A 25,428-nucleotide genomic window follows, 5' to 3' on the forward strand; every position below is an offset into this window, starting at 1 on the left:
GATTCATCGCTCGAGGATGCCGATGTGCGGCGCATCCGACGGGTCATGGAGTTCACCCGCTCGTTGAGCACCGGCCGAGTGCTCGCCGAAATCCTGCCCGATGGCACGCCCGGGCACCTCGTCGCGGACATCGCGCGACACTGCCGCTTCGTGCACGGCTCGGTCATGGTCTTCCCGTCCGGCCGGCCGGAGGCCTTCCTCGCCCGGCTGGCGGAAATGGGACTGACCGCCGCGCCGCCCCAGCCGAGCACCGTCGTACGCGACAGGGTGGCCCGTGGATATGGCATTCCCGAAGAGGACGTGCCGATCCAGATCGTGCACGCCTCGATTACCGGCGGTGAACCCGATCACGGCGGCGAAGTCGAGATCTTCGTCTGCCCGGCGGGGTCCGGTGAGCGATTCGAACGGCTGATGGACGACGAACGCCGGGCCGACAACGAGACGCATTTCGCGCTCCACGTGCCCGAGCCGGACGTGACGGAGCGGCTGTGGAAGCTGCTCACCGGCCCCGGCGGAATGACGCCCGACGGCGGCGGCTTCAACCCCCACGAAGGTTCGGCCGGCCGCACCGTACTGTACTTCCGCACCGAGGGCCGGGTCCGGCCCCAGGGGTGGCCGCGCCGGCTGGAGCTGCTCGTCGACGGCCGGCTCGAGCTGTTGGCCACCCACTTGCGGTCGGCGGAATCGTCTCGTCCGGTCCACACCGAGCCGGAGCCGCCCGCCGACGAGGAGGCGACGCGGCAGATGTTCGAGATGCTGACCGGCGCGTGGACCACGCAGGCCCTGTGCGCGGCCGCGGAGCTGGGAATCGCCGACCACCTGAGTTCGCAGCCGGCGACCAGCGCCGAGCTCGCCATGCTGACGAACGCCGACGCCGACCTGCTGCACCGGGTGCTGCGCTACCTCGCCTCACTCGGCGTCGTGCGCCGGGACGGCGAGCGGTGGGAGCTGACCCGGCTCGGGAGGACGTTGCGGACCGGAGCACTGCGCGACGTCGCCCGGCTGTACGGCGGGATCTTCTACCGCAGCTTCGGCTCCCTCGCGCATGCCGTCCGTACGGGCGAGAACGCGTTCGAGCACGCGCTGGGCCTGCCGCCCTTCGACTACCTCAACGAGCATCCCGAGCAGGCCCGCGTCTTCCACGGCGCCATGGCGGCCGGGTCGTCGTGGTTCAGCGGGGTTCCCGAGGTGGTCGACTTCACCGACGCGGGCACCGTCGTCGACGTCGCCGGCGGCCACGGCGACCTGCTCCGCCACGTCCTGACGGCGGCTCCCGCCGCTCGCGGAGTGCTGTTCGACCAGCCCGCGATCGCCGACGCGGCCCGCGAGGTACTCGAGAAGGACGGCCTGCTCGACCGGTGCGAGGTCGTCGGCGGCGACTTCACCGAGCGGGTGCCGGAGGGCGGCGACGTCTACCTACTCTCCCGCATCCTCCACGACTGGGACGACGAGCAGTGCCTGAAGATTTTGGCGAACTGCCGCCGGGCCATGGCGGAGACCGCCCGGTTGGTCATCATCGAACGCCCCATTCCGACGGACGGCACCCCGTCCCTGGCCATCGCCTGGGACGTGCACATGGCCGTCAACAACATGGGCGGCCGGGAACGCACCGACGAGGAGTACCGCCGGCTGCTGCGCGCGGCCGGCTTCGACCTGGTCGACATCACGCCGCTCGCCTTGGACATGGCGGCCCTGACGGCCATTCCGACCGGTGGCACGGACTGACGCGAGAAGTCGAGCGCCCCAATTCCCACTTATGCTTCTGCTGCCCCAATTGTCCCAATATGGAACGGATGTGCCAGATGCGTAGGCTGAAGCAGAGGGCGGTGCTCGCCCTCGCCGTCACGGGCATGCTCGCCGGGTCGGTGGCTGTGAGCAGCCCGGCGGAGGCGGTGGCGTCACCGGCCGAGGCGTGCGGCAGCAACTATCACGAGATCGACCACCATGACCTGGGGAGCGTCGCGACCATCCACTTGCTGTACAACGGGACCACTGACTGTGTGGTCACGTCGAAGAAGGTCAACCTCGGGACCCCCACCCACGTGCTCGCCGCGATCGCCAAGGTGGAATCCGACGGCTCGTATTCGTTCATCAACGACCCGCCGTCCACCAGCACCAAGTACGCCTACTACGCCGGTCCGGTGAAGGTGAACGCTCCGCACACGTGCATCGTCTGGGGAGGCGCGGCAGACCCCGGCTGGGTGATGTGGTACTCCCAGCCCTCACACTGCGGCTGATATCGCCGAACACGCGAGCGGTTCCACGATCAGATTGCTGATCATGGAACCGCTTCCGTGCTCCAGGCGCTAGATCTTGTGATTACGGAGGAAGTCGGCGACGGCGAGGGTGGCATGGACCTGGGCCTCGGCGTGCAACTGGCGGATGACCTGCTGCTGACCGGGCACCGCGGGGTCCAGTTCACCGGCGGAGGAGAGCAGGTGTTCGGCGGCGTCGTAATGTTCCTGTCCCGTCATGGCGTGATTACTGCCCAGTGACGCCGTCTTCTACCGGCCCGGCGGCCGGCAGGTGCATGGCCCCTCGCGTCGGCCTGAATCGTCCAGGATCGGCCATCTTGTAGCGGCGACATCACTGCAAAAAATCTTTACTCTCGCTGGGCACCCCAGGCGGCCTTGCCTGGGGCTGATCTCAGCGGAGCGTGTATGAACCTGCGCAAGAAGGCATCGGCCGTCGCGGCGGCCGGTGCGCTGGCCACCACCCTCGCCGCGGGCGGTCTGCCCGCGGCGGCACAGGCGGCGTCGGCGCCTGCGGCGGATGACACCCCGATCACCCATGAGGAGAACCCGCGGGTGCCCGAGGGCGCGGCGTGGACGCAGGCGTACTTCCCGTCCTCCGACGGCAGCGGTGTCGTGCTGCACGCGGATGTGCTGCGTCCGGCGAACCTGCCGTCCGGAGCCAGGACCCCGGTGATCCTCTCGGTGGGCCCCTACTTCGCGCACGCGGGGCAGACCGGTCCCGAAGGGTGGGACCGGGTCGGACCGTCGGCGCGCTTCCAGGACTTCGTCGACGGCGCCCGCCTGATGGCGCGCGGCTACACCTTCGTGATGGTCGACCTGCGCGGCTTCGGCGGGAGCACGGGGTGCCTGGACTGGGTCGGACCGGGGGAGCAGGCCGACGTCCGGGCCGCCATCGACTGGGCGGCCAGCCGGCCCTGGTCGACCGGAAAGGTCGGCATGTACGGCAAGTCGTACGACGCCGTCACCGGGTTGGTGGGCAATGACCTGAAGCGGCCGAGCCTGAAGGCGGTCGTCGCGCAGGAGCCCGTCTGGAACATGTACAACTACCTGTTCAGCAACAGGGTCCCCCGCCCGAACGTCACCGGCACGCCGCTCGCGTACAACTCGATCGCGACGATGCCGCCGATGGCCGACGACAGCGACCGGTACAAGGCGGCCGCGGAGTACGAGAACAGCCATCCGGAGTGCCTGAGCGACAACCTGACCAACAACAACAATCCAGACCCGAACTCGGCGTACTGGAGGGCCCGCGACCTGGCCGCCCACGCGCGCGGCACCAGCACGCCGCTGTTCGTGACCCAGGGCTTCATCGAGCCCAACACCAAGCCCGAGGACATCGAGGAGTACCTGGGCAACCACCATGGCCGGGAACGCGGCTGGCTCGGCCAGTGGGAACACGTACGGGGCAACGACACCGACGCGAACGGCCGGCTGTCGCAGGGACGTGCCGGCTGGTTCGACGAGGTGATGCGGTTCTACGACCAGTACCTCCGCGGCGTCCAACCGTCGGTGACCGACCCGGCGTACGCCGTCGAGGACAGCCTCGGCCACTGGCGCGCCCAGCGGACCTGGCCCGTGACCACGACGTCCTACGACGCGCGGCTCTCCTCCGGCCGGTACGTCGACGACGGCAGTGCCCCGGCGCCCGCGGCTTCGGCGGCGAACCGTGGCCGCTGGGACATGGAGCGGGCACCGCGGATCGAGCCGCTATCCGGTGCCGAGAAGGACGCCGCCAAGCGGAGCGACACCGCCGCCTCCAGCTTCTGGACCTGGTCCACGCCCGCGTCCCGGACGCTTCGGCTCACGGCTACGCCGCGGATCACGCTCAACGCGAGCACGACCGGGAACGTGATGGTGCGCCTGTGGGACGTCGCCCCGGACGGCACGGCGACGATGTTCGACGAGAACGTCGCACTGCTGCAGAGGAAGGGCCGGATCTCCTTCGACCTGAAGGGGACCGACTGGACCTTCCAGCGAGGGCACCGGCTGGGGGTCCAGATCGGGACGATCAGCTCCAACGGCTGGTGGGACGTTCCGTCGGGTCACACGGTGGCGGTCTCCGGCGCGCGGCTCGCCCTGGACGTGCTGGACGCCCGGTCGGACGTGCCGACCCAGGGTGACCGCTCGCCGTACCTGGACCAGTACCTCGCGGCGTACACCACGACGCTCACCGACGTCGGCCCCGGCACCTTCCCGCTGACGGCGTCCCGCGACCGCTGACCGGCCGGCGCTTCGCAGACGAGCGGCTGCCCGGCACCCGCTGATGCGCGCGCCGGGCAGCCAAGCCGTCGTTCTCGAGCGGCGCGAGGGGGAAGCACCCGTGTCCCTCATCACGGGTGCTTCCCCTCACCGAGACGGCGGCAGGATGACTGGGGGATAACGCAGCCGCCGCCGTCCCGGAGCTTGTAGACGGGGTAAGCGGTGTGGTCAGCGGGCGTGGCCACCACGGGTGGAGCGAGCTACCGACCGCAGTGCTTGCGCCCGATACCTCGGCACTTCGGGCACGAGCGGCCGAGGCTGGTGATGAGGCCGCTGCCTTGGCACCGGCTACAGGGACCGAAGAGGTAGACGGCGAGGCCCCACAGGGCGAACACGATGGCGAGCGCGATGAAGGCCCGGACGCCCTCGCTCACAGCGCGCACCTCTGCTCGGCCCAGACGAGCTTGCCGCCCTCGCGGCAGTGGACCGCCGACCAATTGACGCACAGACACTCGATGATCCCGAGGCCCCGGCCGTTCGTGTCGAGAGCATTCGCTTGGCGCTTGGTCGGCAGGACCGGGTTGATGTCCCAGACCTCGGTGAACAGGCTGGGCCGGTTCAGCCGCAGCCGGAGCTTGACGCAGCCGATGTCGCTCGCGCCGGTTGTCTGCTGGAAGACTTCGGTGGCCTTGATGGCATTGGTGACGAGCTCGCTCGTGATGAGGACGGTGCTCTCGACCAGTTCGTCGGGGAGACGCCAGTGCAGGGTGACTTCCGCCACGAGCCGCCGGGCGAGCGAGACCGCGTTGGGGACGGCCGCCAGCGTTACCGCCTCGTGCCGATGGATGGGAAAGCACGCCTGGTGCGGGGTCACGACAAGTCCTCCACTCTGGCGTGGGAGAGCTCGCCGCGTACTCGAAGGAGATAGGGACGCCCCGGTCGGGGTTGGTTCGGCACGGAGACCACCGCCTTCGCCAGTCGCCTGGCGCGCTTACGAATTGTGAGTACGTCGAACGCTGTCGCAGGATACGTTTGCGTATGATGCGGCAGCGGGTGAGACCAGAATGCAGACGACCAAAATTGATCGCAACATACGTCGGCGTATCATTCCGATGATCTTGCGGTCTTGTCCCCATTCGACCCCAATGTCTGCGGTTAGGTCCGTCCCGAATGAGAGGAAAAGGCATGGCCGGAATTCCGAATCCGACCGTTAAGCGCAAGCGCCTCGGCATTGAGCTGCGTCGCCTCCGGGAGCAGGCCGGCCTCACCTGCGAACAGGTCGGTGAACGGCTCGACTGCTCCGGCACCCGTATCAGCCGCATCGAGACCGGCCGCATCAGCGCGGGGCCAGGTGACGTACGCGAGCTTCTGGACGTCTACGGCATCGAGGGCGAAGAGGCTGCGGCCATGGTGAAGCTGGCCCGTGACGCCCGCAAGAAGGGCTGGTGGCATACCTACGGCCTGACGATGCCGAACTGGTTCGAGGCCTACGTGGGCTTCGAAGCCGAAGCCACCACCTTCCGCGACTTCCAGCCGCTCTACATCCCCGGCCTGCTCCAAACGCCGGATTACGCCCGCGCCGTACTGCAGGCCGCACCCAACAGCGGCGAGTCCGAGGATCTCGACCAGCGGGTGGACCTACGCATCAAGCGCCAAGCCATCCTCACCCAGCCGAGCCCGCCGCAACTGTGGTTCGTCCTCAGCGAGACCGCGCTCCGGGTAGAGGTCGGTATGCCGGCGATCATGGCCGCGCAGCTCCGCCACCTCGTCGGCTTGGCGAACCATCCCAACATCAAGCTGCAGGTCCTACCGTTCACCGCCGCCGCCCACGTCAACCCGGTGACCGGCTTCCGCATCCTTGAGTTCCCGGACTCGCGTGACCCGACCGTCGTCTACGTGGAGCACCTCACTGGCGCCCTCTTCCTGGAACACGAGGAGGAGATCAGCCAGTACGCCACGATCTTCGACCACCTGCGCGCCGAAGCCCTCGGCATCTCCCAGTCGATTCAGCTGATCTCCCGCATCGCAGACGAGATAGCCTGAAGTCTGACTTGAACGATCTGAAGGAGGTGCGGGATGACAGCAACCGGGCCCGACATGGACTCTTCCCGTGCCATCTGGCGCAAAAGCACGCGCAGCAACGGCGGCGAAGGCGCGTGCGTCGAAATGGCCGTCCTCAACGAGGACGCCGACGACGAGTAACACCTCACCCCCGAGAAGCCCTGACCACGCTTCGGCGGCCAGGGCTTCCTTATTCGGTGCGGATCGTTGATCGGGTAACTGTGTAGGCCATCGGCAGGTCGCATCAGGACATGACCTGTCCTACGGAAGGGGCCCGTTGATCCGCTCGACGTGTCGCGCTTCGCCGCGATCACCAGCTCAGATTTCCCCCGGACCGTCTGGCCGAGCTGCGCACGATAGCGCTACGCGCCATTGAGGTAGCCAACGCCACCTACACGCACGAAAGGTCATCGAGGCGGCCCACAACGACGGACGTGTCATCGCCACCGTGAGTAACAACTCGCGCCGAGCCGCCACGCGCTACCTCACCCGAGCGATGGTCAAGCATCTGGTGGGACTGAAGTGACAACATCTACCGGGACACGACAAACGGCCAGACCTGCCGGGAGAGGACTTCTTTACGTCTCCAAGAGCGCCGCTACGCGCCGCCAGCCGGACCGACGCAGCGGGCGTGCGGCCTGTGCCGGCCGGTCCCGCTGTGCCGGTCCGGCGGAGGTGTCCTGAGCACGGGCTCTCCCGACGGTATGAACGGGCACGGCGAGGTAGGCCAAAAGTGGCCATCTCTGGCATACCACCGCATTGGATAGCTAAGGTTGCGCTCCACCCTCCACGCTCCACGGACTTCTAAGGTCTGTCACTGCTTGGAGGACGTCGCCTCAAGCAACGCGGGAGAGGTAGTGCCGGGTTTTACCGCAGACTCGCTGCCCACGGCCATCACTAGCTTGTTCGAGATGAACAACTACGTGGTCGAAGGCCCAGTGATGATTCACGGTGCCGAAGTCGACCTAGTTGCTACTCCCCTCGCTGATCCCTTCGGGTCGAAGATTTACATTGAGGCAACAATTGAGTATGTCGACAACGAAAAATATCGAAAAGATGTAGGCAAGCTGGCAATGCTCGGTGAGCTAGAAAGAGATGCAAAGAAGCTCATCGTCTCCTCTAGGGGATTCTCTCTTCCTGTCAAAGAGCGGGCCAGCAAGACTCGTATCGAGACGCTTACTTTCGACGATCTGTTCGCTCGGTTTGAGCGCTTTGACCCTTACATAAATTCCGTCTTGAATGAGGGTGCACTAGCAAAAGAGCTGGAAAGTTTGAACTCCATTTACGAAGAGCCAAACTTTGAGGACTCGCTCGGAGTTCATCAGGCAACCGACTGGCTATCACGGTGGCGCACTAGTGCCACAGAGGACAGTCGCTGGCTCATCATTGCTGGAGAGTATGGAACAGGAAAGAGCGCCCTCACCAAAGTCCTTCAGCGCAGATGGACGGAGGATTATAGGGCAGACGCCAAGCTCGCCTTGCCTTTTCGAATAGAATTGAGAGATTTTACGAGGCAGTTCGATGCTCGTGGCCTACTCCATCATTTTCTTGACAATAGCGGCTTGGGTCATATTCCTATAGAGTTCGTCTTTAAGCTGATTCGCAGTGGCCGCGTGCTCCTTTTGCTAGACGGATATGACGAAATGGCGCAATATCTGTCGGCCAGAGAGCGGCGCGTGTGTCTAGAAGCTTTGGCGCAGCTATCTAGTGACGGTGCCCAGGGAATCCTGACAAGCCGACCGAATTATTTCTCAGAAGTCGAGGAGTTTCACGTCTTCGACATCCTGTACGCCTCACTCGAACGCGGTCGGATGACTCTGACTCACGAATCCCAGTCTCTTGTGAACAAGGAGCGAGAACTCGACAGCTTCATTGAAAGTCATTTCTTGCATCGGCATGAACGAAATCTTCAAGATCTCACGCCTCGTCAAACTGAAGAATTGGTAAGGCGGGTTCTTGCGCATGACTCAGAAGGTCAGGCTGCTGTGCTTTCGGTGCTGCGACGTGTCTTTCGCACAACTGACGAGGGGGCGTCGCTATCGCTATCCGGCAAGCCGGTGATCATCGCTTATCTTCTCGATGTTGTTGAGCAGCTGAAGGAGAACCCCAGACTTGAACAAACGCCTCTGACCGAGTGGGAAGTCTACAAGTTGGTAGTTGACGAGCTGATGATCAGGGATTTTCGTCAGGCGGGGCATGTGCTTCCTGACAGGCGGCGCTCCTTCTTGCGGATGCTAAGCGAGTGGCTGTCTCGCAAAGAGAGCCTGGTCATCGGTGAAGCCGAGTTCCGTGAGCTAATCAAGAAGGATTTCGCGAATGACCTGCGATATCGAAACGCGGAAGATAAGAACCGTCAGGTTGAGGAATACTTCGAAGATCTACGTCGCTCTGGAACGCTCACTAGATCATCCGATGCGAGCAAGCCGGGATGGCGTTTCTCTCATAACTCCTTGAGGGAGTTTCTGCTCTGCGAGCATTTGCTTTCGCGGCTAGAGCGTAGACGCTTTCCAGAAGAGCGAGTTCCTATCACTGATGCTATGCGCTTGTTTGTAAGATCTCGAGACCGGGCAGATCTCAAAAAACTGTTCAGTGACTTCATGCAAGTATGGGGAACGCGCGCTGGAAACATGGGGGCGGGGAGAATTCTAACTCTCCTATGGGATGGGTTGCTCGAACTATACTCAGGTGATGACGACCCCGTAAGGCAGGTGCTCGTTCGACTCGGTGACGGTTCAATCGCATTGAACGACTGTTCCCTGGAGCGCATCAGCCTCAATGTTCGAGGGAGGCCATCCGATCTGTCTAAGGCGAACTGCAGAGGTGCAGAGTGGCAAGGTATTGATGCGGGGAACACCAAGTTCGAAGGAGCGAATTTTAGGGAGTCCATCCTTGAATCAGTTAGTTTCGAGGATGCCGACCTCGCCGATTCAGATTTCCGTGACTCTCTCATAGTTGATTTGAATATTGTAGGTGCTAACATTGCTGGCGCCGACTTTCGTGGGATTGCTGAAGACTCTTCATTTCTAGTCGAAGGAAGTGACGGTCGTTCGCGTAGAATTGACGGCCTGGAGGCTCTGGGATTTCTTTCTTATCGGGGTGCCGAGACGGATGCAGTCAGCCCGTTTCTTGTCTTTCAGTACCATCCAAAATTTGCTATCGTTGAAAAGATATGCACCAAGCTGAGCGAGCAGAACCTAAGGCAGCGCTTGGGGGTAGTGCAGAAGGGTTCTGCAAGGCAGGATGTAGACTTCGCCAAATCTTTCCTCTCCTATCTGGAAAAAAATAAGCTAGTGAGAAGTCCCGGCGGCAGGTCGGACCTTGTAGCAGCAACTCCGGAGGGGCGGCGAGTATTTACTGCCCTAATTGAGCACAAGCAACTGGAGCCAGTGCTGACCAGGTTTTTGTCCGAAGTTTGATCCTGGCCTAATTAACGGCCGCGTGCAGAGCCAGGTACGGGTGAACGCGCAGCGGCTGGTCGGACGTCGTCGATCGACGCCGCTTGCTCGTGTGGTCTGAGCGCTTCGGCCAGCTGTGCGATTGGATCGGCGGGGATGTGGTGATGGGATTGTCCGGCCGGCCAGGTCGAGAATCGGTCGTCCGGCCAGCGCGGGACTACGTGGAAGTGCAGATGCGGGACCGACTGTTCTGAGCCGGGACCACTGGCGTGAAGGACGTTCACGCCGCTGGCGTCCAAGGCGGTGCGCATGGCCATGGCCAGGTGCTGGACCAATGCCATGGCGTCGGCGAGCGGGCCGGGTGGCGTGTCGAAGATATCGGCGTAGTGCTCCGTTGGGATGACCAGCGTGTGTCCTGGGGCGAGAGGGCGCAGCGGCGCGAACGCGGCGACGGAGGACTGACGAGTGACCCAGCGCGCGGTGCCCGACTTGAGCAGTTCACAGAAGACGCACCTCATGACCGGCGATACTGCCACTGTCGGACAACGGAGACTCGGCCGATGGCGGCGACTCACGTCGGCGACTCCTGATGCCGTGATGACATTCGTCGGTGTAGTCCGTCGGCGGGTTTTCGTGATCCCTGGCATTCGCTGGCCTCTAGAAGCACCATCTACCAGTGATCATGGCTTACGGCCCAGCGATCGCCCCGTCGGCCACCTTGTGCGCAGTCGTCACCCGCTGAGCAGGAACCGGACGGCGGACGATAGGTGCTCTCTCGGCACGGGTCCGTTGCCTCCGAGAGAAGGGAAAGCATCCGCTTCCCCCCTCGCGGGTGCTTGCCCCTCTGCTCGGCCCAGACGAGCTTGCCGCCCTCGCGGCAGTGGGCCGCCGACCAGCTGACGCACAGGCACTCGATGATGCCGAGGCCGCGGCCGTTCGCGTCGAGAGCATTCGCTTGGCGCTTGGTCCGCAGGATCACGTGGCTCCCGGGACGACGGCCTCCGGCCCGGGTCAGTGGATGGAATAGATTGATTCAGGAACGCGGGCGGCGCCGTGACCTGGCGGTTCGGCGAGGGGTGAGTGGCGCGTTCTATTTCGGTGAGTCGCGGATGGTGTGAGGTCGGGTTCAGTGGTCAGAGGGCGTGTGGTCAAGTTCGATGAGGTTCGCGGGTACGGGTTCGTCGCGCCCGACGACGGCGGCGACGACGTGTTCGTCCACGCGAACGACCTTCTCGTCGACAAGCGTGTGTTCACTCCGGGTGCGAGCGTCGAGTTCGAGGTGATGGACAGCGGCCGCGGCCGCAAGGGCTATGACGTACGGGTCGTGGCCGCGGCGGAGAAGCAGGGCGGGGCGCCCGAGCTGACGGGCTCGCCGGAGCGGGCGGCCGAGGCGCCGCGCGTCGAGGAGGGCACCTGTGAGTTGCTGTCCGCCGCGGAGCTTCGCAACGAGCTCACCGAGGCGTTCATCAAGGCGGCTCCCGAGCTGACGGGCGCGCAGATCATGCGCCTGCGGGACGGGGTCATCGCGCTCGCCGCCGGGTACGGCTGGATCGAGGATTGAGCCCGACGGTCAGGCGGGGTCGAGGCCGGCGGCGACCGCCTCCGGATGGGTGATGAGCAGGTGGTGACCCGCTCCCGCGACGGTGGACACGGGGACATCGCCGGTGTCGCCGACCAGCGGGTCGAGCTCGCCCACGATGAGCCGTACCGGCACGGGCGCGGCGGCCAGCAGGTGCCGCAGCGACGCGCGTTCGGCGGGCCGGTGGGCGAGGGCCAGCCGCCGGGCGGTCCGCCGGGCCACTCCGGGTCGGCGCAGGTGCGCGTGGGCGCTCTCGATCGCCGGATGCGGCGACGGGGCGCCGAGCAGCGCCGTGGTCAGCCGCTCGGGGGAGCTGCGGCTCAGTAGCGGCGTGGCGAGCGCGGGCACGCGGAGGAACCGGGGCGCGGGCCGTTGCAGGAAGTACGGCGAGACGAGGATGAGACGGTCGACCCGGTCGGGGTGCGCGGCGGCGAAGCGAAGCGCGGGCGCGGCGGCGGCGGAGTGCGCGACGATCACCGGGCGGGTCTGCAGGGGAGTGAGCAGCTCGGCGAGCCATTCGGCCTCGGTGGCGGTCGGCACGCCGGAGCGGCCGAGGCCGGGCAGGTCGGGGACCAGGGCGGGCGCGGCCAGCTCGCCGATCATCCCTGCCCAGGCCTCGCCGTCCAGCGGCAGGCCGTGCAGCAGGACATAACGAGGCGCGGTCCGTTCGCCGGCCAGGTAGGTACGCGCCCCGGCGACCTCGTGGAATCCACCGGGTAGCGGCGATTCGGCTGCCCCGAACCGGTCCGCGACCAGCCGGTCGGCCCAGTGCCGCAGAGCGGCCCGCACGGGCGGCCGGGTCAGCCCCGCGGCGGCCGCGACCTTGTCGGCCGAGCCGGTGTCATACCGGTCCTCGGTCAGGAAGGTGAGCGTCTCCGGTTCCACTCGGCTCACCGCCCGCGGCAGGCGCCGTACGATCGGCAACGGCACCAGCCGGCGTGGGGCGCGGACACCGAGATGTTCGGCCAGCAGGCGGACCAGCTCGGGAAGGTCAGGCGTCGCGTCGTCCAGTATCCAGTGCAGACCGCCCGGCTTCGGATCGTGCTCGGGGATCGCCGCCGTCAAGCGGGCGAAGTAGTCCACCGGGACCACCGGGACGAAGGTGCGGGACGTGCCGGCCAGGGCGGGCAGCCGTCCCGCCCAGAGGTTCTGGACCAGTTCGGCCAGGCCGATGTACTGGCCGGCCTCCCCGGTGCCGGAGTGGCCGATCACCGTGCTGGGGTTCACGACGGTCAGCGGCACCCCCTGCCGCGCGGCGGCGACCCGCACCGCCGCGTCCGCCTCGGTCTTCGACGCGTCGTAGGCGCCCCTGGCACGGTAGAGCGCGTCGAGTTCGGCGGCCGGGATCGGGTACGCAGGCGCCGGGTCCAGCCCGACGCGGTAGCCGGACACGTGGATCAGTCTGCGCAGCCTCGGCCGGGTCGCCGCCCAGTCCAGGACGTGCAGGGCCCCGTCGACGTTGGCCTTCCGTGCCGTCTCCCGGTCGAGGCCGAACCGGTACACCGCGGCCGTGTTGAACACGTCTCGCACGTCGCCGAGCGTCTCGTCGTCGGCGGCCGTCAGCCCGAGTCCGGGTTCGGTGATCTCGCCCCGGACCATCGTCAGGCGCGTCGGGTCGGCGCCGTGCGCACGCACCCAGTCCCGCAACTCCGTTTCCCGCCCCCGGACGATCGCGGCGACCGCCCGGTTCTGTTCGAGCAGCTCGAGTACCAGCCAGCGACCGAGGAGACCGGTCGCACCGATGACCACCGCGTCCATGAGCCCACCTTTATCTAGACCGATCTACATATTTTTACGCGAAAAAAAACTCAGCCGAGCACCGCGGCGATCCGGCGGCCTACTCGGTCGATCGGCTCCCGGCTGCGCTGTGCGCGGGCGAGGACCAGGGCGCCCTCGATCAGCGCCAGCACCGTGGTGGCCACGTCTTCGGCCTCCGTCGCCTCGCGTCCGTCCGCGCGCAGCCGGTCGGCCAGCCGCCGCTGCCAGCCCGCGTACACTTCGGCCGTGATCTGCTGCAGGGCGTCGTTGGACGAGGCGACCTCCAGTGCCACGGTGGCCACCGGGCAGCCCTTCGCGAAACCCGACGCCGTCATGCGCTCGGCCAGCGCGTCCAACAGGGCGTGCACCAGCGCCGGCACGCCGGCCGCCTCCTCGGCCAGCTCCGCGAGCAGACCGTCCACCTCCCGGCCGGCCCCGGTCAGCGCTTCGCCGACCAACTGGTCCTTGCCGCCGGGGAAGTGGTGGTAGAGCGAGCCGCGCGGCGCGCCGCTCAGCGCGAGCACCTCGTTCAGCCCGGTGCCGTGGTAGCCCTTCGCCTCGGTGAGGGTCCGGGCCGCCTCGATCACCCGGGCCCGTGTCTCGTCGCCCTTCGCCGCCATGCGCTTGACAATAGACCGATCTACATAAAAAGGCCAGCCGTCACAGGGGAGACGCCGCCGATGGAAGGTCCGGGTTCTGGCGCAGCGCGTCGACGACCAGGTTGACCGCGGTCCTCGACGCGGATCCGCGCCGGACCGCCGCGGCGATGGTGCGCGTGACCGGCGCGGCGAGTGTCTGGGTGGCGACCCGGTACCGCGGGTCCACGGCGAGGCCGGGCAGCAGGGCGATCGACAGCCCGGCCTCGACGTGCTGCAGGGCCATCAGGTAGTTGCTGAACCGGCACACCACCCGCGGCTCGAACCCGGACTGCCGGCACAGCCTGGTCGCGAGATTCGCCATGTAGGACTGGGGGATGTCGAACGCCCAGGACTCGTCCACGCAGGCGGCGAGATCGATCGGGCCCCGCCGTGCCAGCGGGTGCGCGGGCGGCACCACGAGCACGATCTGGTCGGTCGCCAACGGCACGATGTCCACGTCCGGGTCCAGGGGAACCTCGACGAAGTCCGTGGTCGTGATGACGATGTCGGCGTCGCCGGCCCGCAGCGCCTGCATGCTCTGGTGCGGCTCGACCTCCAGCAGCTCGACGTCGACGTGCGGATGCGAGCGCGCGATCCGGGTCACCACCGGCACGGCCAGCCCGTGGATCGCGCTCTGGAAGGCCCCCAGCCGTACCGACCCGGCCGGCTCCTCGCCGAGACCGCGCAGCTCCGCCTCGACCGCGTCCATGTGGTCGAGGATCGCCCGCGCCCGCCGCGCGAGGATCAGCCCGGCGGGCGTCAGCCGGACCCGCCGTCCGGTCCGTTCGAGCAGCCGCGTACGCGTCTCGGCCTCGAGCACCGCGAGCTGCTGCGAGACGCTCGACGCGCTCAGGTGGGCGGCGACCGCCACGGCCCGGATGGTGCCGAGAGCGTCCAGCTGGCTCAACAAGCGCAGGCGCACCGGATTCAGTGTCATGCCGCCATCTTTGTTCGGTTCTTCCGAACAGGAAAGCCGGAATTATGAGATGGACGTGTCGCTCGGACGTCTCCTAGCGTCGTGAGCATGACCGCTCCGACCACAATTCCGGCGTCCTCGGCCGACACGTTCTGGGCCGACGCCGACCGGTACCTCACGCGCTACGCCGGCGCCGGCGACTTCACGCGTAAGATCATCGATCGCGCCGAGGGCAGCGTCCTGTTCACCGAGGACGGCGAGGAGATCCTCGACTTCACCTCCGGTCAGATGAGCGCGATCCTCGGCCACTCGCATCCCGAGATCGTCGCCACCGTGCGGCGGCAGGTGGCACACCTCGACCACCTGTACAGCGGCATGCTGAGCCGCCCCGTCGTCGACCTCGCCCGGCGACTGGCCGAGACGCTCCCGGCGCCGTTGGAGAAGGCGCTGCTGCTGACGACCGGCGCCGAGTCGAACGAGGCGGCCATCCGGATGGCCAAACTCGTCACCGGCAAGCACGAGATCGTGTCGTTCGCCCGGTCCTGGCACGGGATGACCAACGCCGCCGCGAACGCCACCTACAGCGCGGGTCGTAAAGGCTACGGCCCCGCCGTGCCGGGGAACTTCGCCCTCCCGGTGCCCAACGCGTACCGGCCGGACTTCACCACCGCCGACGGCGAGCTCGACTGGCGGCGCCAACTGGACTTCGGCTTCGAGCTGATCGACGCCCAGTCGGTCGGCAGCCTCGCCGCGTGCATCGTCGAGCCGATCCTCAGCGCCGGCGGGATCATCGAACCGCCCGTCGGATACTTCGCCGCCCTGCACGAGAAGTGCCGCGAGCGGGGCATGCTGCTGATCCTCGACGAGGCGCAGACCGGGCTCTGCCGCACCGGGAACTGGTACGCCTTCCAACGGGACGGGATCGTCCCCGACATCCTCACGCTCTCCAAGACGCTCGGTGCCGGCCTTCCCCTCGCGGCCGTGCTCACCAGCGCCGAGATCGAGCAGGAGGCGCACGACCGCGGCTTCCTGTTCTTTACCACGCACGTGGCCGACCCCCTGGTGGCGGCCGTCGGCAACACCGTCCTCGACGTCCTGGCCCGGGAGCGGCTCGACGAGAGGGCGGCGGAGCTCGGTGGGTTCCTGCGCCGGGGCCTCGAGGCGATCGCCGAGCGGCACCCGGTCGTCGGGGACATCCGTGGCCGCGGCCTGCTGGTCGGCCTGGAGCTCGTCCTGGACCGGGAGACCAAGCAGGGGTCGGACGAACTCGGCGCGCTGGTCACTCGGCGCTGCCTCGAACTCGGCCTGCACATGAACATCGTGCAGCTCCCCGGCATGGGCGGGACCTTCCGGATCGCGCCGCCGCTGACCGCCACCGAGGAGGAGCTCTCGCGGGGCCTGGCCATCCTGGACGAGGCCATCGGCGACGCGACCACCCGGCTCGGCTGACCTAACCACCGATCCCGCGAACTCATCCGCTGAGGAGGGCGAGCAGGCCCGCGCAGGTCAGGGCGATCATCGTGACGGCGAGCGGGATCTGCCCCCGGACCGCGCGGGCCGGGGGGGGGTGCGCAGGGCCAGGTCGTGCGCGGCGATGGTGGCGGCGATGTGGCCGAGCACGATGGCGTTCACCTGGACGAGCGCGGTGAGCCAGGACGGCACGGCGGCGTAGTCGACGCGGCGTCCGGTGGAGCCGAGCAGGTTCAGCCCGGTGCCGTACGGGTCGCTGGCCAGGATGACCGTCATCTGGCCCTCGAGCAGGAAGAAGGAGAAGTAGTGCGCGACGGTGTACCCGAGCGCGATGGGCAGTAGCGTCGCGGCGAACCGTACGGGCGGCGCGCCTGGGGGCTCGCCGGTCACGGCGGCGGTGACGCGCATCGCGCCCAGGTACAGCGCGGCGACGACGCCGATCGCGGCGGCCAGCCCCAGGGAGCCCGCCGTCAGGCTGCGCGGGTCGACGTTGTCCCGCCAGTAGGTCGTACGGGTGATGCCGTCGAATCCGGTGGATCCGATCAGCACGCAGGCCACGGCGACCAGGCCGGGTTCGGGGTCGCCGCGCGTCAGCCCGGTCAGCGGCGTCCGCAGGACGAGGGTGCCGTCGTCGCGCCGGCCGATCGGGCAGATCCGGGCCAGCAGTGCGGAGTACGCCTCGAAGCCGTCGCCGAACGCGAACCAGGACGCGCCGTACACCGTCGCGAGGACGAGGTTGACCAGCGCGTACCCGAGGATGAGGAGGCCGACCAGGCGCGGGTCGGACCGGTCGGGCGCGACCAGCTCGAACCACACGAACCCGGTGAGCCAGGCGGCCGCCGGCCAGTAGCCCAGGCGCCGGGGATGGGCGCGGCCGGACGCGCCCGTGAGCCGGCCCAGTGCCGCGTGCAGGGTGCGCAGCGGGTTCACCCGCCGCCAGACCGGGCCCAACAGCACGCTGGCCGGCACCAGACCCACCCAGAACGTCACGAACAACGCCCACGGCGCGAAGTTGCGCTGGTCGGTCGGCGGCCCGGTCAGGGCCACCAGGACGACGACGGCCGTGGCCAGGAGCGTGATGACGCGTCCGGCGGCCGTCAGGGCGCGGGCGTCCAGCGCGCGGGCGAGCCGGGCGGGCAGCGGCCGGCCGTCGTCGGGGGATAGGCGCGGCCGCCGCCACGCGACGGTGAGAGCGAGGAACGACGCGGCGATCGCGGCTCCGCCGCCGAGGATGGCCGTGAGCCCGTCCATCGGCAGATCGGTGCGCCCGCCGAGCCCGTGCGCGAGGACGGTGGCGTGCACGGTCAGTCGACCTTGAGCTCGAACGCCCGCGCACCCGACTTGTGCAGCTCCGCCTCGAACACCCCCGGCTGGTCCGCGACGAACCGCAGGACACCCGGTACGCCGGGCCTCAGCTCCAGTTCGCGGTCGTAGCCGTGGAGGTGGAACTCGTCGGCGGCGTCACTGGTGACGTCGATCTCCACCGTCCGGCCGCGGCGTACGGTGACCCGCGGGCTCGCCGTCCGCACCTTCCCGCCGGTCACGGTCACGGTGACCTTGACCGCGGGCGCGGCGGTCGCGGTGGCCTGCGGGGCAGGGGCCTTGCTCCCGCACCCGACCGTGGTGAGGAGCGCTGCGGCCGCCGTCGCGGCCAGAACCCGCCGACGTGACATGACTCTCCTTCCGCCCAATGTGACATCGATCAATGTAACAGTAGAAGATGTCATAGTTTGTGGACGCCTACCAGCGGCCTGAGGAGTGCGTGTGGTGCAGCAGCTGATTCAGCCGGCCCGCGGAACGGCGATGGGCCTCCTCGCCGTCCAGTCGAAACCGGCCGGGGGAGGCGCCCTCGGCCAGGTGCTGATCGCGAGCGGCGCGGCCGCCGTGCTGACCGCCGCGCTGCTCGTCCTGGGCATCGGTCACCGGAGCGGCCGGATCCGGCTGCTGAGCCGCCTGGCCGCCTGGTCCGAACGCGGGCCCGGCCGGGGGCTGCCGGGCTGGGCGGCCCTGCCCTCGCTCGTGTCACTCGTGTCGCTGGTGACCGCGCTGCTAGGGATGTATTGGGACATCTCGCTGCACATCTCCCGCGGTCGTGACGCCGGGCCGCTGGCCAACATCGCCCACTATCCGATCCTCATCGGCCTGTTCGGCATCTTCACCGCGGGTGTCCTGGCGGTGGTGCTGCCCCTGGGGGAGAGGCTCGGAGCCGGCGCGGTGCGCATCACCCGCGACTGGTACGCGCCGGCCGGGGGAGTGCTGCTGGCCGGCGCCGGCTTCTACGCCCTGCTCGGCTTCCCGCTCGACGACATGTGGCACCGGATCTTCGGCCAGGACGTCACGCTGTGGGGCCCGACCCACCTGATGCTCATCGGCGGCGCCGGGCTGTCCCTGGTCGCCCTCATGATCCTCGAACGGGAGGGACGCGCGCACCGCGGCGACGTGGCCGTCCGCCCCTGGGCCCGCCACGCGCGGCGTGCGGCCATGGTCGGCGGGTTGCTGATCGGGCTGTCGGTGTTCCAGGCCGAGTACGACTTCGGCGTCCCGCAGTTCCGGCTCGTGCACCAGCCGTTCATGATCGCGGTCGCCGCCGGGTGCGCCCTCGTGGTGGCGCGGCTGTGGATCGGCCGGGGCGGGGCCCTGTCGTCGGTCGTCTTCTACATGCTCGTACGCGGCGGGGTCTCGCTCGTCGTCGCCGGGATCATCGGACAGCTGTGGGCCGCGGTACCCCTCTACTTCGCCGAGGCCGTGTGCGTCGAGCTCGCCGCGACGGTGCTGGCCCGCCGGCCGCTGGCGTTCGGCGCGGGCGGCGGCGTGCTGATCGGCACGGCCGGATTCGGCGCGGAGTACGCCTGGAGTCACGCCGTGATGCGCCTGCCCTGGACCGGCGACATCGTCCTGGAAGGCATGATCATGGCGGTCGTCGGCGGTGTCGCCGGTGGCCTGCTCGGCGCCCTGCTGTTCCTCGGCCTGCAGGGACGGCTGCCCCGCCCGGCCGTCGCCCGTACGGTCTTCGCCGCGTCGCTCGTCGCGATCGCCGCCGCCGTGACGAACGGGCTGCTCGTCACCGTGCCGAAGGACGTACGGGTGTCCGTCACGCTCACCGACCTCCGCGGCGACGCCGCGCACCGTACCGCCGGTGCCCGGATCACCATCGCCCCTGCCGACGCCGTCAAGGACCCGGCCTGGGTGACCGTGACCGCCTGGCAGGGCGGCGGTCTGCACGTCGACCGGCTGACCGCGCTCGGCGGCGGCACCTACCGGACGACCGGCCCGATGCCGCTGTCCGGTCAGTGGAAGACCCTGGTCCGGCTGCATGACGGGCGGTCGATGGGCGCGGTGCCGATCTACCTGCCCGACGACCCCGCGATCGGAGCCAAGCGCATGCCGGCCCGGCCGCAGTCCACCCGGACGGTCCAGAACGAGCGCCGGGTCCTGCAGCGCGAGCTCAAGAGCGGTGTCCCCGGCTGGCTGTGGACCGTCGCCTCCGCGGTCGTCCTGTGCTGCTCGCTGACCCTGATCATCGCGCTCGGCTGGGGCGTCGCCCGGGTCTCCCGCCGGCTCCCCGCGGTGGCGGAGGCGCAGCGGTGAACGGGGTGGTTAACGCGGCCGTGAGCGGGGCGGGGACGCCGCTCGCGACGCACTCGGCGGTCACCGCGATCCCCTTCTTCGTGCCGACGATCGTCGTCGTCGCGATCATCGTCGTGGTGGTCTGGCGGGACCGCCGCCGGCACCCCGGCGAAGACGACCACCGCCCGCACCCGGGCGGGGATGACGGTCGCCCGCACCCCGGTGAAGACGATCGTCGCCCGCGGTCCGGCGAGGACGAGGCGCCGGGTTCCGGGACCGGGAGGGACGGGCCGTCGGCGAGGTAGGGTCTCAGCCCTCGTCGCCCTCGGCGGCCTCCGGTGTCCGGCGGGTGTCGCGGGCCACGGCGGCGGCGAGCTCGTCGCCCAGCGCCGCGCGCACCTCGGCCTCCATGCAGCGGGCCAGCAGCCCCTCGACCGCCAGCTGCGCGAGGGGCCGGAGCCGCTGAACGAACGTCGCGGCCTCGGCGATCTGCTCGCCGCTGACCAGGCGCTCGGCGCTGAGGTCGCCGTGGACGCGCGCCAGGTCGACGAAGCGCCGGGCGATCACCGCGCAGTCCTCCCGGATCCGTCCGGCGATCTCGAACACCGCGGGCAGCGGAATCCCCGCCGCCACCAGTTCGGTGCCGACGTGCAGCAACCGCGGACTGGGGACCTTGTAGCGGTCGTCGCCCTCGGCCTCGAGGAAGCCGTGCTCCTCCGCGAGCCGCAGGAGCGCCGGGGCGTCCTCGCTCTCCGGATCGACGGCGAACAGCTTGACGAGCTCGGCGGCGTCCAGGTGACCGGGGATCTCGTCCGACCAGGGGTCGGTGAGCACCTTTTCGAGGCCGAGCAGGTCGCTGAGGTTCCGGCCGCGTTCCCAGGCCGAGATCAGCTCGGCGATGGTGGCGAGGGTGTACCCCCGGCCCAGGAGCTGGCCGATCAGCCGCAGCCGGGCCAGATGAGACTCGTCGTACAGCCCGACCCGACCCTGCAGCCGGGGCGGCGGAAGCAGCCCGCGATCCTGGTACGCCCGGATGTTGCGCACCGTCGAACCGGCGGCATGGGCGAGCTCATCGATTCTGAAAACGGACATGCCACCGCATCTGTCGTTCGGGATCGGCCTTACCTACGGATGCTACCGGCGTGCCCTGCGCGAGAACCCGTGCACACGGCCGTACGGAGGCCGCGCCGTCGCAAATGGCTGCAAGAAACAAGCAGAACATCGGTTTTAGTGGACAAAGCAACGAAAAGTCGTCCGAAGAGCCTTGTGGAGGGGGCAACGGCGGTTTAGTGTCGCCTCACCCGAACGGTGGCCGGCCCCCCGTCTCGACCGTTTCTTCAGCCCTCCGAGAGAAGCGAGCACTCGATGTCACGGAGCATCCCAGGCCCTGTCATGAGGTGGTACGGCCGGCCGTCGCGGTCCATCGCGGCCGCGGTCGCGGTGGTGACCGCGGCCACCGTCGGGCTCGGCGGTGCGCTCGGCGGCACGGCCGTCGCCGGCGCGGGCGACGCCGCCGCCCCGGTCGTGACGCGCGCCGCCCTCGACCCCTCCCTCGTCGCGGGCCGGGGCGCGAACGTCGACTTCGCCGAGCAGGAGGCGGAGAACGCCCGTACGAACGGCACGGTGATCGGCCCGGACCGCACCCCGTACACGCTGCCCTCGGAGGCGTCCGGCCGGAAGGCCGTCAAACTGACGCCGGGGCAGTACGTCGAGTTCACGCTGCCCGCCCGGGCGAACGCCCTCACCGTCCGCTACAGCATCCCGGACGCAGCGCGGGGCGGCGGCATCACCGCGCCGCTCGACGTCTCGGTGAACGGCGCGAAGCGGAAGGTCATGACGCTGACCTCCCAGTACGCGTGGCTGTACAACCAGTATCCGTTCTCGAACGACCCGAACGCCGACCTGCTCCACCCCGACTGGTGGATCACCGAGTGCTCCTGCGTCCCCAACGCCACGACACCGGCCCCGACGATCACCAAGCCGTTCCGCCCCAGCCACTTCTACGACGAGCAGCGGCTCCTGCTCGGCCGCACGTACCACGCGGGCGACAGGGTGCGGCTGACGGTCCCGGCCGGGAGCAACGCGGCGTGGACGGTCGTCGACCTGCTGGACTCCCAGCTCGTCGGGGCGCCGCGCGTCGTGCCCGGCGCGGCGAACGTGCTGGCGTTCGGCGCCGACCCGCTCGGCCGGCGGGACTCCGCGGCGGCGTTCGACCAGGCGATCGCCTTCGCCAAGCGGGCGCGACTCAAGGTCTACGTCCCGCCGGGCACGTACCAGGTGAACCGGCACATCGTCGTCGACGACGTGACGATCGAGGGCGCCGGAAGCTGGTACACGATCATCAAGGGGCACGAGGTCGCCCTCGGCTCCCCGGCCCCCGACGGCTCCGTCCACACCGGCGTCGGCTTCTACGGCAGGGACGCGTCGGCGGGCGGCAGCCACAACGTCCACCTGTCCGGCTTCGCGATCGAGGGCGACGTCCGCGAGCGCGTCGACACCGACCAGGTGAACGGCGTCGGCGGGGCCATGAGCGACTCGACGATCGACGGCCTGTACGTCCACCACACCAAGGTGGGCATGTGGTTCGACGGGCCGATGACGAACCTGCGGGTCACGAACAACGTCATCGCCGACCAGGTCGCCGACGGTCTCAACTTCCACACCGGTGTCACGAACTCGGTCGTGACCGGCAACTTCCTGCGCAACACCGGTGACGACGGCCTCGCCATGTGGTCCGAGAAGACCGCCGACGCCCGGAACACGTTCGACCACAACACGGTGCAGACGCCGGTCCTGGCGAACGGCGTCGCGATCTACGGCGGCGCCGACAACACCGTCTCGGACAACCTCATCGCCGACCCGATCCGGGAGGGCAGCGCCATCCACGCCGGGTCCCGCTTCGGCGCGGAGGCGTTCACCGGGCGCCTGTCGGTCGCGGACAACACGACGGTCCGCTCCGGGACGTACGACCTGAACTGGAAGATCGGCCTGGGCGCCGTCTGGTTCTACGCGCTCGAGAAGAGCATCGACGCGGACATCGAGGTGGTCGGGGACCACTTCCTCGACAGCACCTACAACGCGATCATGTTCGTCAGCGACTGGCCGGTCAAGGACCGGTACTCGATCACCAACGTCCACTTCAAGGACCTCCGGATCGACGGCACGGGCACCTCGGTGGTCAGCGCGCGGGCGGCCGGGTCCGCGTCGTTCCAGAACGTCGTCGCCCGGGGCGTCGGCGCGGTCGGCGTCAACAACTGCGGGTCGTTCAACTTCCCGTCCACGGGCTCGGAGTTCACGCTGACGGATCTGGGCGGCAACTCCGGCGGCGGCACGACCGGCCCCTGGCTCGCGCCGTGGGAACTGCCGAACACCATCACCTGCGACGACAACCCGCCGGTCGTCGCGCCTCCGGCGCCGTCGACCTGGTGACGCCTGCCGTCGGGGGCCGGCGGCCGGTCACACCGAGGTGCGCGGGGCGAGCAGGGCGATCGAGGACCGCACCGCCACCTCGGTGATGTCACCGATCCGGCCGCCGTCCTCGACGGTGGTGGCGGTGAGTTCGCGCAGCCCGCCGAGCAGCATGACCACGACCTGCCGCGACGCCGGCCCGGCCCCCGCGGCGCGCCACTCCGCGGTGTCGCAGAGCGTCTGGATCACCGTGATGAACGCCTCCATCACCTCGCGTTGCAGGCGGCGCGCCGCGTCGCCGAGGGACGGCACGTCACGGATCCAGCTCAGCATGATGGCGGGCTCGGACTCGGCGCACGCGATCCAGGTCTCGACCGCCTGCCGGACCTGGGTGGGCCAGGGGGCGGTCTGGTCGACGGCGGCCGAGATCTGCCGGATCATCTCGGCGTTGGCGGCGGTGAGCAGCGCGATGAAGCACTCGTCCTTGTCGGTGAAGTGCTCGTAGAAGGTGCGCCGTGAGGTCCGCGCGCGGCGCACGACGTCGGCGACCGTGGTGTTGCGGTATCCCTTCTCCACGATCGATGTGGAGAGCCCGTCGAGCAGTCGCCGACGGAACCCGCCGGGGTCGTCGGAGGCGGGGGTCCCGGAGGCGGTGGGCACCTCCGCCTGAGCGCGCAGTCGCCACACGGTCGTCACGCTGTCACCTCTCGTCGGGGCGAGGCCTTGAACCGGATGGTACATCGGCGTACCGTCGCGGTACGGCCGCGTACCACGCGAGAGAGGTGCTGCTCCATGACGACCGTGACGCTCCCGCCGGGTCCGTCGTCCCCGCGGTTCGTGCAGGGCGCGTTCGCGGCGGCCGCCCGGTCGCGCGGAATGCGACGGCTGCGCGCCCGTTACGGTGACTCCTTCACCGTCAACGTGCCGATCTTCGGCCGGGCGGTGGTCATCAGCGATCCCGCCGAGATCCGGCAACTGTTCACCGCCGGCCCCGACCTCATCGAGAACGTGCAGCCCAATCTCGGGCGGGTGCTCGGCTCCGGCTCGCTCTTCGCCCTCACCGGGGAGGAGCACCGCAAACAGCGCAAGCTGCTGGTCCCGCCGTTCCACGGTCGCCGGCTGGCGGCCTACGAGAGGATCATCGAGGAGGAGACCGTACGGGAGACGGCGTCCTGGCCGGAGGGCCGGGCGTTCGCGACCCTGCCCTCGATGATGCGGATCACCCTGGGCGCCATCCTGCGCGCGGTCTTCGGTGCCGACGGCGCCGAGCTCACCGAGCTGCGCACGCTGCTGCCGCCGTGGGTCGCCTACGGCTCCCGGCTGGCCGTGCTGCCGATTCCGAAGACCGACCTCGGGCGGTGGAGCCCGTGGGGCCGGTTCCGGATCGCGCGCAGCCGGTACGACGCGATCGTCGCCCGGCTGATCGACCGGGCGGCGGGGGAGGACCTCGACGGACGCGACGACGTCCTCGCGCTGCTGCTGCAGAGCCGGTACGACGACGGCTCGCCGATGAGCCGCGCCCAGATCGCCGATGAGCTGCTCACCCTGCTCGTCGCCGGACACGAGACGACCGCGACGACCCTCGCCTGGGTGATCGAACGGCTTCGCCGCCATCCCGCGATCCTGCGGGACCTCGCCGAGGAGGCCGACGCGGGCGGCGGCGCGCTGCGCGAGGCGACGATCACCGAGGTGCAGCGCACGCGTCCCGTCATCGACCTCGTCGGGCGCCACGTCAAGGTCGACGGCTACCGGCTCGGCCGGTGGACGCTGCCCAAGGGGTGCACCGTGCTGGTCGGCATCAACCTGTTGCACGCCGACGAGTCGGTGTTCCCGAACCCGCGCGCCTTCGACCCGTCCCGCTTCCTCGACGCCAGGCCGGACCTCTACGAGTGGATCCCGTTCGGGGGCGGCCGGCGGCGGTGCATCGGCGCGGCGTTCGCGAGCATGGAGATGAACGTCGTTCTGCGCACCGTGCTGCGCGACTTCACGCTGACACCGACCGCCGAGCCGGACGAGCGATGGCACTCGCGCGGCATCGCCAACGCCCCGGCCAAGGGCGGCCGGGCGGTCGTGCGCCGCCGGAATCCTCGCGCCGTGCCGTCCGCGCCGGGTGCGGCGGCCCGAGCGGGGACATGAGCGAGCGCGACGGCGGCCACGGCATGCTGGGAATGTCCGGGCTCAG

General features: G+C 68.8%; 23 protein-coding genes. 12 read left to right on the forward strand and 11 right to left on the reverse strand.

All coding sequences use genetic code 11. From position 1 onward, the window contains the following. Positions 1-24: 24 nt before the first annotated feature. Positions 25-1,725, forward strand: a complete 1,701-nt coding sequence (locus AB0K82_RS01025; protein ID WP_364391181.1) for a methyltransferase — start codon at positions 25-27, stop codon at positions 1,723-1,725. A 77-nt stretch (positions 1,726-1,802) separates the two neighbouring features. Next, complete coding sequence (locus tag AB0K82_RS01030; protein ID WP_364391183.1) at positions 1,803-2,237, forward strand: hypothetical protein; 435 nt, start codon at positions 1,803-1,805, stop codon at positions 2,235-2,237. Positions 2,238-2,306: 69 nt separating this feature from the next. Here the strand turns inward: AB0K82_RS01030 and AB0K82_RS01035 are convergent, their stop codons facing one another. Next, complete coding sequence (locus AB0K82_RS01035; protein WP_364391185.1) at positions 2,307-2,474, reverse strand: hypothetical protein; 168 nt, start codon at positions 2,472-2,474, stop codon at positions 2,307-2,309. Positions 2,475-2,660: 186 nt separating this feature from the next. Between AB0K82_RS01035 and AB0K82_RS01040 the strand changes: the two genes are divergently transcribed. Then, positions 2,661-4,475: a CocE/NonD family hydrolase gene (locus AB0K82_RS01040; RefSeq protein WP_364391187.1), complete on the forward strand. Its 1,815-nt coding sequence runs from the start codon at positions 2,661-2,663 to the stop codon at positions 4,473-4,475. A 239-nt stretch (positions 4,476-4,714) separates the two neighbouring features. Here the strand turns inward: AB0K82_RS01040 and AB0K82_RS01045 are convergent, their stop codons facing one another. Continuing rightward, on the reverse strand, positions 4,715-4,888 hold the full coding sequence (locus AB0K82_RS01045) for a hypothetical protein (protein WP_364391190.1): 174 nt from the start codon (positions 4,886-4,888) through the stop codon (positions 4,715-4,717). After that, positions 4,885-5,328 (reverse strand): ATP-binding protein, encoded by a 444-nt coding sequence (locus AB0K82_RS01050; protein WP_364391192.1) that lies wholly within the window; start codon positions 5,326-5,328, stop codon positions 4,885-4,887. The genes AB0K82_RS01045 and AB0K82_RS01050 overlap by 4 nt, the downstream gene beginning before the upstream one ends. A gap of 311 nt (positions 5,329-5,639) precedes the next feature. Here AB0K82_RS01050 and AB0K82_RS01055 point away from each other — a divergent pair, with 311 nt between their 5' ends. The 3 genes from AB0K82_RS01055 to AB0K82_RS01065 all read left to right on the forward strand — a co-directional run bounded on the left by AB0K82_RS01055 (position 5,640) and on the right by AB0K82_RS01065 (position 9,931). After that, positions 5,640-6,497 carry a helix-turn-helix transcriptional regulator gene (locus tag AB0K82_RS01055; RefSeq protein ID WP_364391194.1) on the forward strand — a complete coding sequence of 286 codons (858 nt, stop codon included), beginning with the start codon at positions 5,640-5,642 and terminating at the stop codon, positions 6,495-6,497. A 33-nt stretch (positions 6,498-6,530) separates the two neighbouring features. Next, complete coding sequence (locus AB0K82_RS01060; protein ID WP_364391196.1) at positions 6,531-6,656, forward strand: DUF397 domain-containing protein; 126 nt, start codon at positions 6,531-6,533, stop codon at positions 6,654-6,656. A gap of 770 nt (positions 6,657-7,426) precedes the next feature. Continuing rightward, positions 7,427-9,931, forward strand: coding sequence for an NACHT domain-containing protein (locus AB0K82_RS01065; RefSeq protein WP_364391198.1), 2,505 nt, complete (start codon positions 7,427-7,429; stop codon positions 9,929-9,931). An 11-nt stretch (positions 9,932-9,942) separates the two neighbouring features. Here the strand turns inward: AB0K82_RS01065 and AB0K82_RS01070 are convergent, their stop codons facing one another. Then, complete coding sequence (locus tag AB0K82_RS01070) at positions 9,943-10,428, reverse strand: HIT domain-containing protein (RefSeq protein ID WP_364391200.1); 486 nt, start codon at positions 10,426-10,428, stop codon at positions 9,943-9,945. A gap of 611 nt (positions 10,429-11,039) precedes the next feature. Here AB0K82_RS01070 and AB0K82_RS01075 point away from each other — a divergent pair. Continuing rightward, the gene (locus AB0K82_RS01075) at positions 11,040-11,471 is read left to right on the forward strand and encodes a cold shock domain-containing protein (protein ID WP_364391203.1); all 432 of its coding nucleotides are present in this window, start codon (positions 11,040-11,042) and stop codon (positions 11,469-11,471) included. 9 nt (positions 11,472-11,480) lie between these two features. On the opposite strand, the gene AB0K82_RS01080 is transcribed toward AB0K82_RS01075, so the two are convergent. The 3 genes from AB0K82_RS01080 to AB0K82_RS01090 are packed head-to-tail and all read right to left on the reverse strand — an operon-like array spanning position 11,481 to position 14,822. Then, entirely contained in the window at positions 11,481-13,247 is a 1,767-nt protein-coding gene (locus AB0K82_RS01080; protein ID WP_364391206.1) for an alpha/beta fold hydrolase, read from the reverse strand. A 50-nt stretch (positions 13,248-13,297) separates the two neighbouring features. Then, positions 13,298-13,867 (reverse strand): TetR family transcriptional regulator, encoded by a 570-nt coding sequence (locus AB0K82_RS01085; protein ID WP_364391208.1) that lies wholly within the window; start codon positions 13,865-13,867, stop codon positions 13,298-13,300. A gap of 40 nt (positions 13,868-13,907) precedes the next feature. Continuing rightward, positions 13,908-14,822: a LysR substrate-binding domain-containing protein gene (locus tag AB0K82_RS01090; protein WP_364391211.1), complete on the reverse strand. Its 915-nt coding sequence runs from the start codon at positions 14,820-14,822 to the stop codon at positions 13,908-13,910. 87 nt (positions 14,823-14,909) lie between these two features. Here AB0K82_RS01090 and AB0K82_RS01095 point away from each other — a divergent pair, with 87 nt between their 5' ends. Continuing rightward, the gene (locus tag AB0K82_RS01095) at positions 14,910-16,250 is read left to right on the forward strand and encodes an aspartate aminotransferase family protein (protein ID WP_364391213.1); all 1,341 of its coding nucleotides are present in this window, start codon (positions 14,910-14,912) and stop codon (positions 16,248-16,250) included. 66 nt (positions 16,251-16,316) lie between these two features. On the opposite strand, the gene AB0K82_RS01100 is transcribed toward AB0K82_RS01095, so the two are convergent. Beyond that, a complete protein-coding gene (locus AB0K82_RS01100) occupies positions 16,317-17,573 on the reverse strand; it encodes a hypothetical protein (protein ID WP_364391216.1) in 1,257 nt (418 codons plus the stop codon). Between the two features lie 2 nt (positions 17,574-17,575). Then, complete coding sequence (locus AB0K82_RS01105; RefSeq protein WP_364391219.1) at positions 17,576-17,944, reverse strand: hypothetical protein; 369 nt, start codon at positions 17,942-17,944, stop codon at positions 17,576-17,578. Positions 17,945-18,035: 91 nt separating this feature from the next. Between AB0K82_RS01105 and AB0K82_RS01110 the strand changes: the two genes are divergently transcribed. Together AB0K82_RS01110 and AB0K82_RS01115 are read left to right on the forward strand one after the other, a co-directional pair. Continuing rightward, complete coding sequence (locus AB0K82_RS01110; RefSeq protein WP_364391221.1) at positions 18,036-19,859, forward strand: hypothetical protein; 1,824 nt, start codon at positions 18,036-18,038, stop codon at positions 19,857-19,859. Next, positions 19,856-20,143 (forward strand): DUF6479 family protein, encoded by a 288-nt coding sequence (locus tag AB0K82_RS01115; RefSeq protein ID WP_364391223.1) that lies wholly within the window; start codon positions 19,856-19,858, stop codon positions 20,141-20,143. Before AB0K82_RS01110 ends, AB0K82_RS01115 begins: the two co-directional genes overlap by 4 nt. 4 nt (positions 20,144-20,147) lie before the next feature. Here the strand turns inward: AB0K82_RS01115 and AB0K82_RS01120 are convergent, their stop codons facing one another. Then, the gene (locus tag AB0K82_RS01120; RefSeq protein ID WP_364391225.1) at positions 20,148-20,930 is read right to left on the reverse strand and encodes a MerR family transcriptional regulator; all 783 of its coding nucleotides are present in this window, start codon (positions 20,928-20,930) and stop codon (positions 20,148-20,150) included. A gap of 300 nt (positions 20,931-21,230) precedes the next feature. Here AB0K82_RS01120 and AB0K82_RS01125 point away from each other — a divergent pair, with 300 nt between their 5' ends. Next, positions 21,231-23,267, forward strand: coding sequence for a glycosyl hydrolase family 28-related protein (locus AB0K82_RS01125; RefSeq protein WP_364391227.1), 2,037 nt, complete (start codon positions 21,231-21,233; stop codon positions 23,265-23,267). 27 nt (positions 23,268-23,294) lie between these two features. Here the strand turns inward: AB0K82_RS01125 and AB0K82_RS01130 are convergent, their stop codons facing one another. Further along, positions 23,295-23,942 carry a TetR/AcrR family transcriptional regulator gene (locus tag AB0K82_RS01130; protein ID WP_364391230.1) on the reverse strand — a complete coding sequence of 216 codons (648 nt, stop codon included), beginning with the start codon at positions 23,940-23,942 and terminating at the stop codon, positions 23,295-23,297. Positions 23,943-24,038: 96 nt separating this feature from the next. On the opposite strand from AB0K82_RS01130, the gene AB0K82_RS01135 reads away from it, so the two are divergent. Then, positions 24,039-25,382 (forward strand): cytochrome P450, encoded by a 1,344-nt coding sequence (locus AB0K82_RS01135; protein ID WP_364391232.1) that lies wholly within the window; start codon positions 24,039-24,041, stop codon positions 25,380-25,382. Positions 25,383-25,428: the final 46 nt, after the last annotated feature.

It is taken from the genome of Actinoallomurus sp. NPDC052274 (genome assembly GCF_040679475.1).
Taxonomy (GTDB): Bacteria; Actinomycetota; Actinomycetes; order Streptosporangiales; family Streptosporangiaceae; genus Actinoallomurus; species Actinoallomurus liliacearum.

Bases quoted from the DNA above. Each gene is read 5' to 3' on its own strand.
- AB0K82_RS01030 (WP_364391183.1), top strand. From the start codon at position 1,803: ATGCGTAGGCTGAAGCAGAGGGCGGTGCTCGCCCTCGCCGTCACGGGC.
- AB0K82_RS01035 (WP_364391185.1), bottom strand. From the start codon at position 2,474: ATGACGGGACAGGAACATTACGACGCCGCCGAACACCTGCTCTCCTCC.
- AB0K82_RS01040 (WP_364391187.1), top strand. From the start codon at position 2,661: ATGAACCTGCGCAAGAAGGCATCGGCCGTCGCGGCGGCCGGTGCGCTG.
- AB0K82_RS01055 (WP_364391194.1), top strand. From the start codon at position 5,640: ATGGCCGGAATTCCGAATCCGACCGTTAAGCGCAAGCGCCTCGGCATT.
- AB0K82_RS01060 (WP_364391196.1), top strand. From the start codon at position 6,531: ATGACAGCAACCGGGCCCGACATGGACTCTTCCCGTGCCATCTGGCGC.
- AB0K82_RS01065 (WP_364391198.1), top strand. From the start codon at position 7,427: ATGAACAACTACGTGGTCGAAGGCCCAGTGATGATTCACGGTGCCGAA.
- AB0K82_RS01070 (WP_364391200.1), bottom strand. From the start codon at position 10,428: ATGAGGTGCGTCTTCTGTGAACTGCTCAAGTCGGGCACCGCGCGCTGG.
- AB0K82_RS01080 (WP_364391206.1), bottom strand. From the start codon at position 13,247: ATGGACGCGGTGGTCATCGGTGCGACCGGTCTCCTCGGTCGCTGGCTG.
- AB0K82_RS01085 (WP_364391208.1), bottom strand. From the start codon at position 13,867: ATGGCGGCGAAGGGCGACGAGACACGGGCCCGGGTGATCGAGGCGGCC.
- AB0K82_RS01090 (WP_364391211.1), bottom strand. From the start codon at position 14,822: ATGACACTGAATCCGGTGCGCCTGCGCTTGTTGAGCCAGCTGGACGCT.
- AB0K82_RS01095 (WP_364391213.1), top strand. From the start codon at position 14,910: ATGACCGCTCCGACCACAATTCCGGCGTCCTCGGCCGACACGTTCTGG.
- AB0K82_RS01105 (WP_364391219.1), bottom strand. From the start codon at position 17,944: ATGTCACGTCGGCGGGTTCTGGCCGCGACGGCGGCCGCAGCGCTCCTC.
- AB0K82_RS01120 (WP_364391225.1), bottom strand. From the start codon at position 20,930: ATGTCCGTTTTCAGAATCGATGAGCTCGCCCATGCCGCCGGTTCGACG.
- AB0K82_RS01125 (WP_364391227.1), top strand. From the start codon at position 21,231: ATGAGGTGGTACGGCCGGCCGTCGCGGTCCATCGCGGCCGCGGTCGCG.
- AB0K82_RS01135 (WP_364391232.1), top strand. From the start codon at position 24,039: ATGACGACCGTGACGCTCCCGCCGGGTCCGTCGTCCCCGCGGTTCGTG.